Source organism: Pseudomonas sp. SM4 (genome assembly GCF_051913165.1).
In the GTDB taxonomy this organism is placed as follows: Bacteria; Pseudomonadota; Gammaproteobacteria; order Pseudomonadales; family Pseudomonadaceae; genus Aquipseudomonas.
On sequence record NZ_JBODOE010000004.1, the window covers coordinates 435,506 to 451,972 of the forward strand.

8 protein-coding genes are annotated in these 16,467 nt (G+C 58.6%); 3 read left to right on the plus strand and 5 right to left on the minus strand.

The features are described from left to right. Positions 1–192: 192 nt before the first annotated feature. On the plus strand, positions 193–7,314 hold the full coding sequence (locus ACQ4MY_RS10285) for a TcdA/TcdB pore-forming domain-containing protein (protein ID WP_440094961.1): 7,122 nt from the start codon (positions 193–195) through the stop codon (positions 7,312–7,314). Positions 7,315–7,378: 64 nt separating this feature from the next. Here the strand turns inward: ACQ4MY_RS10285 and ACQ4MY_RS10290 are convergent, their stop codons facing one another. Beyond that, complete coding sequence (locus ACQ4MY_RS10290; protein ID WP_440094962.1) at positions 7,379–8,179, minus strand: hypothetical protein; 801 nt, start codon at positions 8,177–8,179, stop codon at positions 7,379–7,381. Positions 8,180–8,278: 99 nt separating this feature from the next. On the opposite strand from ACQ4MY_RS10290, the gene ACQ4MY_RS10295 reads away from it, so the two are divergent. Both ACQ4MY_RS10295 and ACQ4MY_RS10300 read left to right on the plus strand, forming a co-directional pair. Continuing rightward, complete coding sequence (locus ACQ4MY_RS10295) at positions 8,279–9,097, plus strand: hypothetical protein (protein WP_440094964.1); 819 nt, start codon at positions 8,279–8,281, stop codon at positions 9,095–9,097. Between the two features lie 52 nt (positions 9,098–9,149). Then, positions 9,150–9,833: a hypothetical protein gene (locus ACQ4MY_RS10300; protein ID WP_008078158.1), complete on the plus strand. Its 684-nt coding sequence runs from the start codon at positions 9,150–9,152 to the stop codon at positions 9,831–9,833. Between the two features lie 35 nt (positions 9,834–9,868). On the opposite strand, the gene ACQ4MY_RS10305 is transcribed toward ACQ4MY_RS10300, so the two are convergent. The 4 genes from ACQ4MY_RS10305 to purH all read right to left on the minus strand — a co-directional run bounded on the left by ACQ4MY_RS10305 (position 9,869) and on the right by purH (position 16,467). Then, positions 9,869–10,465 (minus strand): MarC family protein, encoded by a 597-nt coding sequence (locus ACQ4MY_RS10305; RefSeq protein ID WP_008078162.1) that lies wholly within the window; start codon positions 10,463–10,465, stop codon positions 9,869–9,871. A 47-nt stretch (positions 10,466–10,512) separates the two neighbouring features. After that, positions 10,513–13,290, minus strand: a complete 2,778-nt coding sequence (locus ACQ4MY_RS10310) for a response regulator (RefSeq protein ID WP_440094965.1) — start codon at positions 13,288–13,290, stop codon at positions 10,513–10,515. Between the two features lie 99 nt (positions 13,291–13,389). Further along, the gene (gene purD / locus ACQ4MY_RS10315; RefSeq protein WP_008078169.1) at positions 13,390–14,685 is read right to left on the minus strand and encodes a phosphoribosylamine--glycine ligase; all 1,296 of its coding nucleotides are present in this window, start codon (positions 14,683–14,685) and stop codon (positions 13,390–13,392) included. 174 nt (positions 14,686–14,859) lie between these two features. Beyond that, positions 14,860–16,467: a bifunctional phosphoribosylaminoimidazolecarboxamide formyltransferase/IMP cyclohydrolase gene (gene purH, locus ACQ4MY_RS10320; protein ID WP_440094966.1), complete on the minus strand. Its 1,608-nt coding sequence runs from the start codon at positions 16,465–16,467 to the stop codon at positions 14,860–14,862.

The following is a 16,467-nucleotide window of genomic DNA, read 5'->3' on the forward strand; positions in this document are numbered from 1 at the left end:
TTGAAATTCATATTGTTTATTGTATTTCCATGCCGCTGTTTATTGATTCGATATGTAGCCGTGTTCCTGAAAACAATTGAATTCCTTGTGGCTTGATCGCATTGGCGGGGAGGAATAGTTTTTCCTTGTTTAAAAGGTCAAAGCGGCCTTGTGTCACTTCAAGTCAATGGTTGATAAAAGGGATTTTAGTGTATGAGTGAGTCAGAAGTCTCGCCGGCGAACGGCTATGTTGAATTTTTAGAACTTTTCAAACTGCAAACGCTGGAAGATGCATTGTCGGCCTATAAAAGCAGTAAGCAGCATGACGCGATCTTGCGTTATTACGCCGGCTGCGTTGCGGCAGATACGGCCTCTGAATTACTTGAGCCGGTGAGATTGTTACAGCAGGCGCTTGCCTCGTTGACTGATTCTCCCGGTGGTCGCCGTCGACGTTCAACAGAGCCCGCTGCTCCTGTAGCGGAAGAAACCAAGGCTGATGCGGAGTTGACGGTTATCAGCAACAGAATCGATGAATACGCCACTCGCCTGGCCAATAGCGTCGAGCAACTGAATGCCTCGGCCAGGGAAGTGGTGAAGTTGCAGCACTTTGTCTGGCTTGGCGGCGGGATCGGCGATATCCAGCGTGATTACATCAATGTCTGGACGCAGGTGCTGGGCCCCGAAGGCTATGCCTTCAAGCTTTGGTACGACAGTGATGCACTGCTGGTTCATGAAACCAATCGGATTGTGGTGGAAGCGGCAAAGGCTGATGCCATGGCGGCCGGAGGCGCAAGCGTTTCCGCGGGATATGATTTGGCCGATCTCTACGAAGCGCGTCTGGAAGTTTTGAAACTACAACTGTTCGAGCATGTGCAGGCGGGAAAATCTGGCGCCGATGAAGCGCGAATAGACTTGCTGGTACGTGCTTACGGTCAGGACGAAACAAGGCTACGAGAGCTGCGGCAGAAGAACCTGGTGACACTGCAGGCCATGAACCAGGATTTTTTGCGGTTAGTTGATGTGCGTGAGAAGGACTATTCATTCCCGCTTGTGGATATCTATGAACGTGAATTGAACATGCGTGGCAATCTGGCGGCGGCGGGCGATGTTCTACGCTACCAGGTGTTATTCAATGAAGGCGGAACTTACAGCGATGTAGATTACTTGCCGCCGTTCAAGAAGATGCTGGGCGAAGTTCACGTCGATATGATCCGGGGAGATAAGCCCGCGCTGGCGGTACTGCAATTGATCCTTGATCGTAACCCGCATTTTATGCCTGGTCGTCAGGCTTTACGCGACCGCTACAACAGTTATGCAGAGGATATTCCGGCGGAGTTATTACCTGAAATTGAGGCGTTTGCTGCCAGCGGCCCTTTGTTGAAGGACGTGTTTGCCGCCCCCGAACCTCGTGTAGCCATTCCAGACGCATTGCGGGCTGCTTACGTTGATAATTCCGCTTTGAGCAATGCTTTTTTGATCGCTCACGCAGGCGCGGCGAGTTTGGAGGCTGTTACATCGCGTGTGCGATTCATGTACGAGTTGATGGATCAGTACAGAGATGCATTGATTGAGCAGCGAGTACCTGCGCTCGACGGTGACACCCAAATTCGGATTGCTACTGATGTGATCGTTGGCGCACCGGGGTTTAATGAGCTACCTCGTGAAATTCAGCACTACCTTCAGGCTCGAATACAAGATCTCCTCGGTTACTTTGGCGAAGGGGTGACACCCAATGCCAAAGGCACCATTCATTTGACCGGGCCGGGCGTCATGCGCACGGGGATGTCAGTCTACGAAGCAGCCCATTTCACGCCCCGCGCTGCAGCGGTGTTCAGCGAGCAGGCGAAGTTGCAGGACGGGTTCAACTACTTCACTGAAGAAGAGCAGGATCACAGCTGGCACGAGAAGTTTTCTGACTTCGAACAGTGGCGTTTGAGTGAACAGAAAAAATCGCAGGAAGGCGTATTCAAGGCCCGCTATGTCGGCGATGTCGCTGAGCTGCTCAAACGCCAGAGCATCGAATTCGATGAAGGCTGGCCCGTCATCGAAGGTCGTTATGTGCTGGCAACCGATATCCTTCAGGACCTCGCCGAAGGGCTTGGCGAACCTTTCTTGCGGGCGATGCGTGAAGGCTTCACCGGCACCGTGGGCTTTGCCCGTCTGGTGCCGCTGGGTTTTGATCAGCGTCAGGCCATTGTCGCGCAGAAGGCCAACGTCTTCGCCCCTGCTTCAGGCGCTACCGCAGAGACGCGCGATCTGCCACTGGATGAATTCCTGCAGCGATACGCCAAGGGCACGTTCGGGCTAGAGCAACTCAGTCCTTGCCAGCGCCTGTTGCTCGGCTCGTTGCTGGGTGCGCCGAGCCTGGACAAACACAGCTTTGAAGCGCTTGTCGTGGAACTCGATAACATCGCCAACGGTGTTTCGGAGCTGGGCATCTCAAATCGTTATGCGGTCATCGAGCGTGAGCTGTTCAAGCGTCAGGCACCGGCGTTTCTCGCCGGGCTGAAACGCCCGCCGGCCTCGCCTCCGGCCCATGATGAAACGGCATTGGCGTTGAAGAAGTATGCGCTGGAGCAACCACTGACACTGAGTCAGTGGGGGGAACATGTCGCGCGCATCCAGCAGGTGGCGAAGCTCGAGTTTCGCGACCGTATCGTCGAGCGCCTGAGTGATGTGCTCGACAGCTTCCACGGTGCCGACACCAAACTGGTGCCTCAGGATCTGTTGCTGGAAGGGGCGGGCGACACCATCGGTGGCCGCTGCTACCCGCTGGCACTGGTGATGGCGGCTGCCCTGCATCAGGGCGCTGACGCCATGAACACCCTGCGCGAGCGTTTCTACCTGGGCGTGATCGAGCCTTCTGATCGCGACTCGATGGCGTTTTTGCAAGTACTTGAAGAACTGCGCGATGAAAGCCTGGCTGATTCCGGCAGCGCCCTTGAGCGTTCCACGCTGGAGCAGGTGGTGGGCCTGCTGGAGGACGCCGATGCTACTCGCACGATCATGCTCAACTCTGACAATCACGCCATGCTGGTCGCTAAAACGCGGACTGGCGAGGGCAGCGCCTATCACTTTTACGATCCCAACTTTGGCGTCTTCGAATTTGCCCAGGCGCAGCCGTTTCGCGAGGCGCTGGAACGCTTTTTCATTGAGCATGAAATGGCTCGTCACTACGCCACGTTCGGCGAATTGTCCGCACCGACATTTGATCTGATCGAGCTGAATGCTGAACGCGTCGGGGCGCTCGTCGTGCCGTCGGGGTTGCAGGTGAACGAACTGCTGGCGCCGGGAGCACTGCGCGAAAGGCCGCTGTTGCCCGGGCGCCAGCGCCTGACCAGTGCGCGCGGGCAGTCGCTGGTGAGCAACATCAATCTGGGCAACAGTCTGCGTGATCTGGACGGTCACTGGTGGGCGCAACAGATCGAGCAGGCCACCCGCCAACTGCAAATCGACAACCAGCTGACAGCAAGCTTTGCGCCGGTGTTTGATTCGCTGGAGGTGACGCCGACCGGTGACTATCACCTCAGCCTGGTCAACCTCGAGGATCCGCAGCAGTGGGTGAAAGTCACCACCCGCGATCATGGGTTCTTGCGCATCAAACAGTTCTTGAGCGAGCGTTTTGCCAGTCTCGCCCGACAGCCTGTGTCCGCTGGCAGTCCGCCGGATCCGACCGAAGCCGGCAGCGTCCACACCCTCAACGCCGGGTTTACCATTCAGGCACTGATGCATGCACTCCGTTCGCGCGAGGGTGATACGCGGGAGCTGACCATGGCGGTGCGTTTGCACGCCTACATCAACTACGCGCAGTTGCTGCACGGCAACCTGGTGGATATCGCCGGTGTCATCCAATTGGTGCGTCAGGCGCTGGCGCAGGAAAAACTCATCGCCCAGACCAGTACATCGGTGATCGGCGAAGCCCTCGGGCACGCCGCCGGCGAAGGCGTTGGCGCGGTATTGGGCCTGGCCAACGTCGGGTTTGATATCTATCAGTTGAGCGAGGCGGGCAGTGATGCCGAGAAGGCGCGCTTCGGCACCCAACTGGCGTTTGACTCCGCCAGTTTGCTGGTCACCGGTTCCGGACTGATCGCGGCAGCCGCCGGCGCAGGCACGGCGGCGGCGGTGCTCGGCGGCGCCGGGGTGATTCTGGGCGGACTGGCCATCGGTGTCGGCGCATTGGTTGAAGGATTCGCCGGTATTTTTGAACGGGCCAGACAAGTCGGGTTGTTCTTCTATGAGTTCGATGAGGCCGTGCGGCAGGGCGGTTATCGTCTGGATCCGCAGAGCAAGGCGTGGTCGGCCCACGCCTCGTTGGTGGTCGAGTCCGTTGACCTGCTGACCGGTCAGCTACGTCTGGGCAGCCCTCAACTGTTTCCGCTGCGTGATCATTTCGGGGTTCCGGACTACGAGGTTGATTTCACCCGTAGTGTGGATATTCGCCAAGGCCTGGAGTTGCCGCAGACGTTGGCTTTTTCGCCGCAGGCAGGCGACTTGATCGTCCTGCCCTGTACCCCGAAAACCTGGTATGGCTACGGCTACAAAGCCTTTCCGTTCGCCAATGAAAAGCACGCTGAAGGTTTTGACCTGGCGCGCCGCTTGGAGGAGCCCGGGGCTGATGGAAAACGCAGGTTTTTGTTCTCGTTCTACTCGTTTCCAAGTGAGTATCTGGTCGCAGACATGGCGCCGGTCTACAAACCCTCATCGATTGAAGTGCGGCTGGACACTGTCGAACGAACGCTGGTGGTGCCGGTGTTGCCGAAAAACTGGCACGGCTTGATCAGTTACGACATTGAGGGCTGTGGAGCGCCGTGTACTTTGTTGCTCAATCCCGGGGTCAGCCTGTCATTCGCCGGCACTCATATGGCCACCACGCGCTGGACATTGCTGGCGAGTTGGGCGACGCAAGCTGATGTCAGCTTGTCCGGCGACCGGCTGGATATCGGTGAGATGAGTCTGTGCTTCGACGACGTCAATCTGCATGAGGTTAGCCTCAAACTGGCCGATCAGGTCCTGCGTATCGACTTCACGCAGCAGACGCTGCTGCTGGTTTCAGCAGATCTGCAGCCGGGCATGATGGACCCGCGCACGCTGCATGGGCACTTCAAGAAACTCGCCCATGAGCATCGCCTGGCGTTGCCCTATACGCCGGTGCATAACTATCGGGTGCCCTTCGAAGACCCTGGCCAACCGCGCGACACGACGGCGTTCTACGACGCCCGGGAGGATCGCTTCATCTACATTCGCGATGAAGACCTGCCGTTAGCCGATGAGGCCCAGTTGGGTATGGTCATGGGCCAGGATGCGTTCTTTTATCAACCCGACAGTTTCCTGGTCTGGCAGGTCGATGTCGTCACCGGTCTGATCAGCCATCACTACCGTCTGCTGGCGAGCGTCACGGGTAGCCGCATCACTCGCTGCGAGCCTGTTGCCGGTGGCGCCGTACAGGTGACGCAGGAGATACCTCGCGCCGGTCAGGCTGCAGATGTGCTGAGCTACCTGATCCGCGATGGCGAGGTGTATCTGACTTCATTGGTACGCGGGCCGGACAGTGCATTGCAGGCGCTTTTCAGTGCGACACCGACGTTGTCCGACTGGTCGCTGGTGCTCGGTGAATTCTATAAATTGCGCGAGCGCGAACACACCGCAACCGCTGTCGTCGTCAATTGGCAGCCCGCGCCGATCATCTCGGTCTGCTGGGCGATCGATTCGAACCAGCGCGATATGGCGTGGGTGCGTCATGAGGATCGTTTGATCATTCGTCCGCCGGCGCGGCGGCACCATGACCGTGGTTGGGCCGACTTGATCAAGAATATGCAGGACCTGTTGTTGATAGTGCCCGCAGACGGACAGCAGGATCTGTTCGTCGTGTACGACAAACTGCACAAACGCCTGTTGCGCTTGCAGCGCAATCAGAGCGAGCAAGCGGGGGCACACTGGTCAAAGGCAAATATCTGGGTCGACGGATTGCAAAACATTCTGGCCTCAGACCACGGTTACGTGGCGCTGAGTGAGAACGGGCTGTGCTTCGACGTGACGAATGATGGTCAGCTGGCGCTCAGTGGCCTGGCCGAATCGTGGTTCAAACAGCGCCCTGAGTGGTGGGCGCGCTTGGCAGAGGTCGCGGCGCAACATCCCGTTACCCGTTTTGCGCTGCTGGGATTGAGCAACGCCGCCGGTGATGCAAAGTTGTGTGCCTGGTACGTCGACGATCGTTTGTTGCTCGCCGACCTGGGGCCGGGTGCCCATGTGCGTCTGCTCGGGGTTACGCCGGACCGGCAGGCCGCCTGGTTGTTCGAGGTTGATAGCGGCGCCATCTATCGCCAGGGTTTCATCGCGGCTGATCGACTGTCAGCAGCGTTCGGTCAGGGGACTCGGCTGTTACAGGCTGACAGACTGCCGGCACCCCAACGGCTATGGGCGGATTGGCCTTTTGTCGATGTGACAGCCAAGGGTGCAGAGCTTAGAGGCGTTACCGCGCAAGGTCTGATGTTGACCTTGCAACAGGACCAGCCCGCGTTGCTGACCGGCGTCGAAAGCCAGTGGGTTTCGACGCATGAAGACAGGTTGCTGGCTGACCTTGCGGCACTGGCGAACTCCCATCGACACGTGGATTTCCTGTCCGTCGACACGCCGCAGAAAGTCCAATGGTACGTGGCCGCCAGCGGGCAGTTGCTCGGGGTTGATCGTGCCTTGCTGCAGCCTTCCAGTGCTTTGCTTGGGACGCGGCAGCAAGGCCATGCACTGATGATTCATGACCCGGCGCGGGGTGTGGTTCAAGCCTTTCCCGGCGAAACCCGAATCGGGCCACTGCCTTATGCTCGACGTGACACTGACGTGATGACGCTGGAAGGTCAGCAGTTGATCGGCGATGTTTTGCCTTTGCTTCCCGACGATGTCAAAACCCTGGTATTGCGCCTGGGGCAGGGCGCCGTGACGTATCGACTGTCGCGGGGGGCCTGGCTGAGGCTGGATTCGCTGGTGCTCGATTGCCGACCGGCCTTGGCCGGTAAGCCAGCGATTCCCGGCAAGTTGATCTGGGAGCTGGATGATCCCGGCAAGTTGCTGCTGAGCATCGTTGGCGAACATCTGGTGCTGATCGAACCGGACAGTGGTCACGCGGTGATCATCCGGGAAGCCTGCGCAGCTGATGTCAGCTTGCGTGGCGAGGTTGTCCTGGCGTTTGCCGGCTATCGCTCGCTGCTTGTGTCTGCGCTGGTCGCGGCGATCGCTGATTTGGGGGCCGCCGCAACAGGCGTGTCGCTGGAAGAACTGGTGGGGCGTGCGACCAATTCGGTCGAGGTGGCGCCTGCCGATCTGGATGCCTTGATCGATTGAAAATGACGCCATTGTGCGTGCCCCGGTTTGGCCAGCGCCGCCAAACCGGGTTTTCCTGGCCGGTTTATGAGCGTTTCTTGCGCAAGGCAAAGCGCTGCGCAGTCAGTTTTTTGCGTAAAACTTCAAATAGACGCATTTTTTGTTCATCAAGGATATTTCGATCAAGAACAAAAAAAGCCTTGCGTTGAAGGAGGGTCGTCGAGGTCTCCTCCCACTTCCAGAATAGAAACTTGCTTTGCTTCACTTTGCTGATCAGTTCGAGTTGGAAGACCGCCAGATGAAGATTTCCTTTGGAATCATAATGAGTGGGGGCCACTTGAAAGCGCCGCCCCATGGAACTCTCTTTATCGAATGAAACCAGGGCCGTCTCGTCCGAACTCAATGCGTCCAAGGTATCAATCATCGCGTTTCCCTGAGGGCGACCATTGAATACTTCAATATTTTGCACCAAATGATCGGCGATGGTCCCGGAGATATTGTGTTTTTGGGTCTCTGTATATCGCCCCCCGTCCAAGGCTTTCCATCCAAAATATTGCAGGTTGGAATAGTACTCTTGAGCCCACTCCAGAGAGTCGCCAAAACGACTGGTACTTCTTTCGGAGAGCATTGTTACGATGCGAGTGCAATCCGTCAGGTAGTCATAATCTTCTATCGGCAGGCTTCCGATGAGCGAGATCAAGTTGTGGTTTTCGAGGATGCCCGTTGGTGTTTCGTTGTTCATTGTTTTCTCTTTAGGGTTAAGTTCTGTTCGGTGTGGTGGCTGTTTGTTGTGGTTGATATTGGCAAGTATTACTATTTCTGGCTTGAAGTTGTTGTGAGAAATTATTTGTTGGTTGTGTTGGCGCTCTAGGGTGGTTAATAACATTGTGAATTAACTTGATGTTGTTGGTTTTTGTTTGATGGGTTAGTTTCGTTTTGCGCTGTCACTTCGATGCGTTATTAATCAAAAGGAGTTTGAATTTTTATGGAATGCAAGATTTCGTGTAAAGAAAGCAACGCACTGGTCAAGGCACGTATTGGCAAACGCCAGTCGCTGCCTGTGGAAGTTTTCCGTAGCGCCCGTGTGCAGGCGTTCGGCGCCGTCGATCCAAACAGCCCGACCAAGGATCTGGACGCTATCGTATTGGCCAATACCCTGGTGGGTTACGGTGACAATATCTCTCTGGAGAACATGGCGATCATCGAAAACATCATCAAGTTCTCCAAGCTTGAAGCCAACTTTGAAGTTCCAGGGAACGAGCCTGAAGCGTGGTATCGCGCCTTTGTACAATGCATGGAAGACGCCGGCTGTTTTGTCGCCGACTCGGGTTATACCGTGTACAAGAAAAGCACTCAGCAACTGACCATGGATAATATTGTTGTTGATATCGTCAAGGCCGGCGTCGCGGCGGCAAAAGCGGCCATTCCCGGGGCAACAGTGCTCTCGGCAATTACCGATTCAACACTGGATGCTTTGAAGAAAGAGCCGGAAGCTATCAATCTGCTGAACCGTGAAGTGACCAAGGATAAAGGTGTGCGGCTGTCGGTAATGCCGTGTGATCAACTAAAGAATGGAATTATCCTGACGTCGCTGTCGTCGATCGACAGTGTGGGCGGAGGGAATGAAACTTCGCCGTTGTTTTTCAACTGGAAAACAACCAATCGCAGCATCTTTCGCGGCAGTGCTTACATCACTTTCAATCCGTTGCGTTATGCAGACTTGAAAGGCGATCTTGAAGAGTACCTGGGCGAGCACTTCAAGGCCGCACTGAGCAAACGCTTCCAGCGCCGTAAAACCAAGTAATCCGTAGAGACAGGCTGCCGGCACTATCGCCGGCAGTTATCGGAGCAAATAGATGAACTACTCGGTTTATGTCAATGCGGGCGTGCTTCTGGTGGTATCCAGCGCCTTGCCGTCGACGATCAAACAGGATGTGCTGGACACGTTGGCATTTGCCCGGCTGGCGGCTGACGAAGATGTGCCGCAGGGGGTGCAGGATTCACGGTGGTTCGACATCTACTCGGGGATCCTGTCGGCCTGTGGCTGGAGTTTTTTCGCCGAGCAGCAGACTGATCTAGCCCTTTTGGGGCCGGAGTCGACTGTTTCAGGCCAGGAGGAAATGCTCGAGTTGGCTGAAACCCATTTGCCTTCCGGGCAGGGGCTGTTGATCTCGGCGGCTTTGCGCAGGCTGGCGTCAGCCTCCAGCGATGCGGCGCTGATGCAAAGCCTCAAGCGTCATTGCTTGTCCGCAGAGGCCGGGAGCGTGCGGTTCAGGGCAATGGCCGGGGTGGTCGAGGCGGGTGGTTTTCTCGGCATGGTGTCCGTGTCATTCGACACGCAAGGCAAAATTGACCCGTGTTATTGGGAGAGTGGGGCTGCGCGGCACACGCCCGTCGGCAACGTCATTCGCCGTGGTTATTCGGCCCGTTTCAATCAGGCTTTATACGACGAATTCAGAGCCGACACGCGGGAGTGGCTGGCGGCTGAGTTACATCCACCCTCGGTCGAGATCGGCCCGTTGTTCAGCGAAAAGCACTGACCTGTCGCGTGACGACACACCTCGACGTTCGGGGCTTATGGCACCAGGTAGCCTTTGACCCCGGTGAAGATGATTTGCGCGGCCAGCGCACAGACAAACAGGCCCATCAAACGGCTGACGATCTGCAGACCCTGATCGCCGAGAATTCTCTCGATCCGGTTCGACAGGTACAGCACCACGCCGACGGTGAAACTGGCCAGCACAATACTCAGAATTGCCGTGAGCTTGTCGTCCCAGTGCGGCTGGCTCACGCCCATCACCAACAGCGCCCCGATGGTGCCGGGGCCGACCGTGATCGGAATGGTCAGCGGCACGATGGTCACGTCCTGCTGCACGTTATCGGCCTGCACCGCTGATTTGCCCTGCGCCATGCCCAGCGCCGAAATGAACAGCACGCTACCGGCGCCGATCCGGAACGCGTCAACGGTAATGCCGAAGACGTCGAAAATCACCCGCCCGAACAAGTACAGCAGGACACTGGAGATCAGCGTGGCGAGGGCCACTTTCCAGGCCAGGCGCCGTTGTTCCTTGCGTGAATAACCACGGGTGAGGGTAATGAAGCACGACAACACGAAGAACGGGCTGTAGAGCACCAGCATCTTCAGGTAAACACTGAACAACACGTGGAGCATGGTGCTGGCTCACTGGCGAGGGTAGTCGTGGGGGAGTCTATCAGGCGCTACGACGGTTGGGTTGTCGCTCGATTCTGCTGATCGCGCTCAGCCACCCAATGCTCGATCAACTCACGCAACTGCGACAACTCCACCGGTTTGGACATGTGCCCGTCCATTCCGGCCTGGCGTGCACGTTCCTTGTGTTCGGCGAGGATATGCGCGGTCAGCGCGACGATCGGCGTGCGGATACGCTGATTGCTGACTTCCCAGGCGCGGAGTTGCTGGGTGGCGGAGAACCCGTCGAGGATCGGCATTTCGCAGTCCATCAGCACCAGGTCGTAACGCTGGGCTTTCATCGCTTGCAGGGCTTCTTCGCCGTTGCTGGCGGTGTCCGGCTGCAGGTTGAGCTTGCCGAGCATGCCGCGAATCACCTTGGTCGAAATCGTGTTGTCTTCGGCGACGAGGATGCGGAAGTCGCTGGGTACTTTGGCGGCCGTGGCGGCGGTCACCACCTGCGGCTGGAACACCACCTGACCTTTGTTGCGCTGGTTGAGCTCGTCCGCCAGCGTGGTCTTGAGGGTATACCCGGCCACTGGTTTGGCCAGAATGCGCTTGATCCCCGAGTTGCGCGCGATGATCTTGCTCGGCGCATTGCTGATGCCGGTGAGCATGATCAGCAGGATGTCGTGATTGAGGCTCGGGTCTTCCTTGATCTTGGCGGCCAGTTGCATGCCGGTCATGCCGGGCATGTTCTGATCGAGCAGCACCACGTCGAAGTAATCGCGCAGGTGCGCCTTGGTGCGCAACAGCGCCAGCGCTTCCTTGCCCGACGGCACGGCACTGACATTCAGGCCCCAGGCGCTGCACTGCTGGACCAGCACTTTGCGGCACGTGTCGTTGTCGTCGACCACCAACACGCGCGCGCCTTGCAGCGGGCTGTCGAGGTCAGAGGTCGGGTGTTCGAGGCGATCAGGATCGAGCGGCAGGGTCAGCCACAAGGTGCTGCCCTGAGTGGCGCCGCTCTTGATGCCGAATTCGCCATGCATCAAACGAATCAACTGGCGGGCGATGACCAGGCCGAGGTTACCGCCCAGACGGTTGGCCGAGAGGAAGTGCTTGCTGTGCAGTTCGGCGTGCATCAGCGCGTCGCGCTCTTCCTGTTCCATCGGTGCGCCGCTGTCCTGCACGGCGATGCGCAGACGCGGTTTAGTGCTGCGCTCGTCGAGGGCGACGACGATCAGCACTTCACCTTCCTCGGTTTTCTTCAGGGCGTTTTCCAGCAGGCTCAACAGTGTCTGGCGCAGACGCGTCGGGTCGCCGCTGATCACGCGCGGCACTTGCGGCTGGATGAAACTGATCAGCTCGACATTCTGCTGTTCGGCCTTGGCGCGGTAGATGCTCAGGCAATCGTCAATCAGGGCGTTGAGGTCGAACTGCACGTCATCGAGTTCAATCTGCCCGGATTCGAGTTTGGAGATGTCGAGGATCTCGTTGATCAATGTCAGCAGCTCGTTGCCGGCGCTGTGGATGGTCTGCACGTAGTCGCGTTGCTTGACCGACAGCGGCGTGCCCAGCAGCAGTTCCGTCATGCCCAGCACGCCGTTCATCGGCGTGCGGATTTCGTGGCTGATCTTGGCGAGGAATTCGGCCTTGGCGTTGATCTCGGCGTTGCTCGCGGCGAGGTCGCGGCTGACGCTGAAGCGGCTTTCGGTAATGCTGCGCTGACGCTCGCCGAGGGCGATGCTCATCAGCAGGCCGCTGATGCAGATGAACGCCATCAGCGTCATGATCAGTCCCTGTGGCGACACCAGTGTCAGCCCCAGCAGCGCAGGCAGGATGATCAGCGTGCCGATGTTGAACACGACCATGGCGGCGACGAACAGGCGCGCCGGGCGGTAGCCCTTCTGCCAGTGATAGAACGCAACGAACAACATGCTCAGCCCGGCCAGTGCCACCAGCGCGTAGGTGATGATGTTCAGCGGCAGCGTGTTGACGAATAACAACAGCAGGCTGCATGTCACGATAAACAGGATGTCGCCCAACAGCAGCTTGTTCAGCGGGTGCGGGCCGAGCGGGGCGAAGAAGCGGTAGGCAAACATCAACCCGGCCGGGGCCGTCAGCAGCAGGGCCAGGTAGGCGCCCGGCGTCTGGATTGCATGCCAGTTCGGCAGCCAGGGGCCGGCGAGGTTAAGCAGCAGCAGCAGACTGAGCCCCAGCAGGCCTTCGCAAATCGCCAGCCACAGACTGCTGCGCGAGCGCGAATAGGCGTAGCGCACCAGGTTGTGCAACAGCAGCATGCCAAGGCAGCCGAAGAGCAGGCCGAAGATCAGCGTCTGGTTGTGATTGGCTGCGCTCATCACCGCCGATTGCAGGGTGACGTGCGGGCGCAACTGATGGTCGGAGACCATGCGCAAATAGATATCGAGGGGTTTGTCGCTTTGCGGCAGCGCCAGCAGGAAGTCGCTGCTCGGCAACGGCCGTTCGGCCTGGGGCTGGTCGGTGCCGGTGTTGCGTTGTTCGATCAGCTTGTCGCCGTCGAGCACGTACAGACTGAGCTGCGACAGGTCGGGGGCAAAGATACGCAGCACTTGTTCATGCTTGCCCGGTGCCAACCGAAAGCGCAGCCACTGTGCGCCATTGGGCTCGGACGCGGTGAGGCGATCAAGTTCAATGGGGCTGAATTGATTGGTGTAGCGGGCGGAACGGATGTCGCTAAGTTGCAAATTGCCCTGATCGTCAAGCAATACCGACCAGCCACTGCCTTGCGCGGCCTGGGCCGGAAGCATGCAGAGCAAAGTCAGCAGCGTGACGGTGAAGCTTATGGCAATCCTGAGCCAGCGCACGGCGAAATCCCTTCGTAGGTTGATGCCAGAATATAACGATGCGCGGCGGCGGAACAGCCCGGCAGGGAATGACCTCCCCCGCCAGGCTTGATCGACAGCTTATTCCTGGGTTTCGCCACGTTCACGGGCAATGGCGCGGTAGCCAATGTCCTTGCGATAGAAGCAGCCTTCCCAGTCGATGGCCGCTGCCAGCTTGTACGCTTGCTGCTGAGCTTCACCCACGCTTGCACCCATCGCGGTGGCACAGAGTACGCGACCGCCGGCGGTGACGACGTTGCCGTCTTTCAGTGCGGTACCGGCGTGGAAGACTTTACCTTCCAGCTTCGCTGCAGCATCCAGACCGTTGATCGCCGCGCCTTTGGCGTAGTCGCCCGGGTAGCCGCCAGCGGCCAGTACGATGCCGACACTCGGGCGCGGATCCCACTGCGCTTCAACCTTGTCCAGTGCTTGCGCCAGAGCGGCTTCGACCAGCAGCACCAGGCTCGATTGCAGACGCAGCATCACCGGTTGGGTTTCCGGGTCGCCGAAGCGGCAGTTGAACTCGATGACTTTCGGGTTACCGGCCTTGTCGATCATCAGACCGGCATACAGGAAGCCGGTGTAGACGTTACCTTCTTCAGCCATGCCGCGCACGGTCGGCCAGATCACCAGATCCATCACGCGTTTGTGTACGTCGGCGGTGACCACCGGGGCAGGGGAGTAAGCACCCATGCCGCCCGTGTTCGGGCCGCTGTCGCCGTCGCCAACACGTTTGTGGTCCTGGCTGGTGGCCATCGGCAAAACGTTTTTGCCGTCGACCATGACGATGAACGACGCTTCTTCGCCGTCGAGGAATTCTTCGATGACCACGCGTGAACCGGCGTCACCGAAAGCGTTGCCAGCCAGCATGTCGCGCACCGCGTCCTCGGCTTCAGCCAGAGTCATGGCGACGATCACGCCTTTACCGGCGGCCAGGCCATCGGCCTTGATCACGATCGGTGCGCCTTTCTCACGCAGGTAAGCCAGGGCCGGCTCGATCTCGGTGAAGTTCTGATAGTCGGCCGTCGGGATCTTGTGACGGGCGAGGAAATCCTTGGTGAAGGCTTTCGAACCTTCCAGCTGTGCAGCACCGGCAGTCGGGCCGAAGCAATCCAGACCACGGGCGCGGAACAGGTCAACAACGCCAGCCACCAGCGGCACTTCCGGGCCGACGATGGTCAGGGCAACGTTTTTCTCGGCGAAGTCGGCCAGTTGCTCAAGGGCCAGCACGTCGATGGCGACGTTCTCGCACTTGGCTTCAATGGCGGTGCCAGCGTTGCCTGGCGCGACAAAAACCTTCTGCACGCGCGGATCCTGAGCCACTTTCCAGGCCAGGGCGTGTTCACGGCCACCGCTGCCAATGATCAAAACATTCATTTCAAAAACCTCAAAATTCTGTGGGCGCTACCAAACCTCAGCATTCAAACCCTGTAGGAGCTGCCGAAGGCTGCGATCTTTTGATCTTGCTTTTCAAAAACAAGATCAAAAGATCGCAGCCTCGTTTTACTCGTCAGCTCCTACATGGCTCCTGCGTGCAGAGGGAGCGGGGAATCAGTGACGGAAGTGGCGCATGCCGGTGAAGACCATGGCGATGCCGGCTTCGTCAGCGGCGGCAATCACTTCAGCATCACGCATCGAGCCGCCCGGCTGGATCACCGCAGTGATGCCGACCTTGGCGGCGTTATCCAGACCGTCGCGGAACGGGAAGAACGCGTCCGAGGCCATCACCGAACCGGCCACTTGCAGACCAGCGTGCTCAGCCTTGATCGCCGCGATACGCGCCGAGTTTACGCGGCTCATCTGGCCCGCGCCGACGCCGATGGTCTGACGGTTCTTGGCGTAGACGATGGCGTTGGATTTAACGTACTTGGCAACTTTCCAGGCGAAGATCAGGTCGTGGATTTCCTGCTCGGTCGGCGCACGTTTGGTCACGACTTTCAGGTCATCAGCGCTGATCATGCCGATGTCACGGCTCTGTACCAGCAGGCCGCCGTTGACGCGTTTGTAGTCCCAAGCCGAAGCGCGGTCAGCCGACCACTCGCCGCAGGCCAGCAGGCGCACATTGGCTTTGGCCGCAACGATGGCGCGGGCTTCTTCGCTGACGCTTGGGGCGATGATCACTTCCACGAACTGACGCTCGACGATCGCCTTGGCGGTTTCGGCATCCAGTTCACGGTTGAAAGCGATGATGCCGCCGAACGCCGATTCGGTGTCGGTGGCGTAGGCCAGTTCGTAGGCCTGACGGATGCCGCCTTCAGCGTCCGGGCTGACCGCCACGCCGCACGGGTTGGCGTGCTTGACGATGACGCAGGCTGGCTTGACGAAGCTCTTCACGCATTCCAGCGCAGCGTCAGTGTCGGCCACGTTGTTGTACGACAGCTCTTTGCCTTGCAGTTGGGTCGCGGTGGCGATGCCGACTTCGGCAGGCTTGGCTTCAACGTAGAACGCTGCACTCTGGTGCGGGTTCTCGCCGTAGCGCATTTCCTGCGCCTTGATGAACTGGCTGTTGAAAGTGCGCGGAAATTCGCTGCGCCCTTCAGTGCTCAGGGTTTCAGCGGCCTGGTTCACGGTGCCCATGTAGTTGGCGATCATGCCGTCGTAGGCAGCGGTGTGTTCGAAGGCCTTGAGCATCAGGTCGAAACGCTGAGCGTAGGTCAGGCCGCCGGCCTTGAGGCCTTCCAGCACGCTGGCGTAATCGCTGGCATTCACCACGATCGCGACGTCTTTATGGTTTTTCGCTGCCGAACGGACCATGGTCGGGCCGCCGATGTCGATGTTCTCGATCGCGGTCGGCAGGTCGCAGCCTGGCTTGTTGATGGTGGCTTCGAACGGGTACAGGTTGACTGCCACCAGATCGATCGGCTTGATGCCGTGCTCGCTCATGATTGCGTCGTCGATACCGCGACGACCGAGGATGCCGCCGTGGATTTTCGGGTGCAGGGTTTTCACCCGACCGTCCATCATCTCGGCGAAACCGGTGTAATCCGCGACTTCCACTGCGGCAACGCCGTTGTCACGCAGTAGCTTGAACGTCCCGCCGGTGGAGAGGATCTCGACGCCCAGAGCTTCAAGCTCCTTGGCGAATTCGAGGATCCCGGTCTTGTCGGAAACGCTGATCAAGGCGCGGCGGATCGGCAGGCGGGTAGTCTGGTCGGTCAT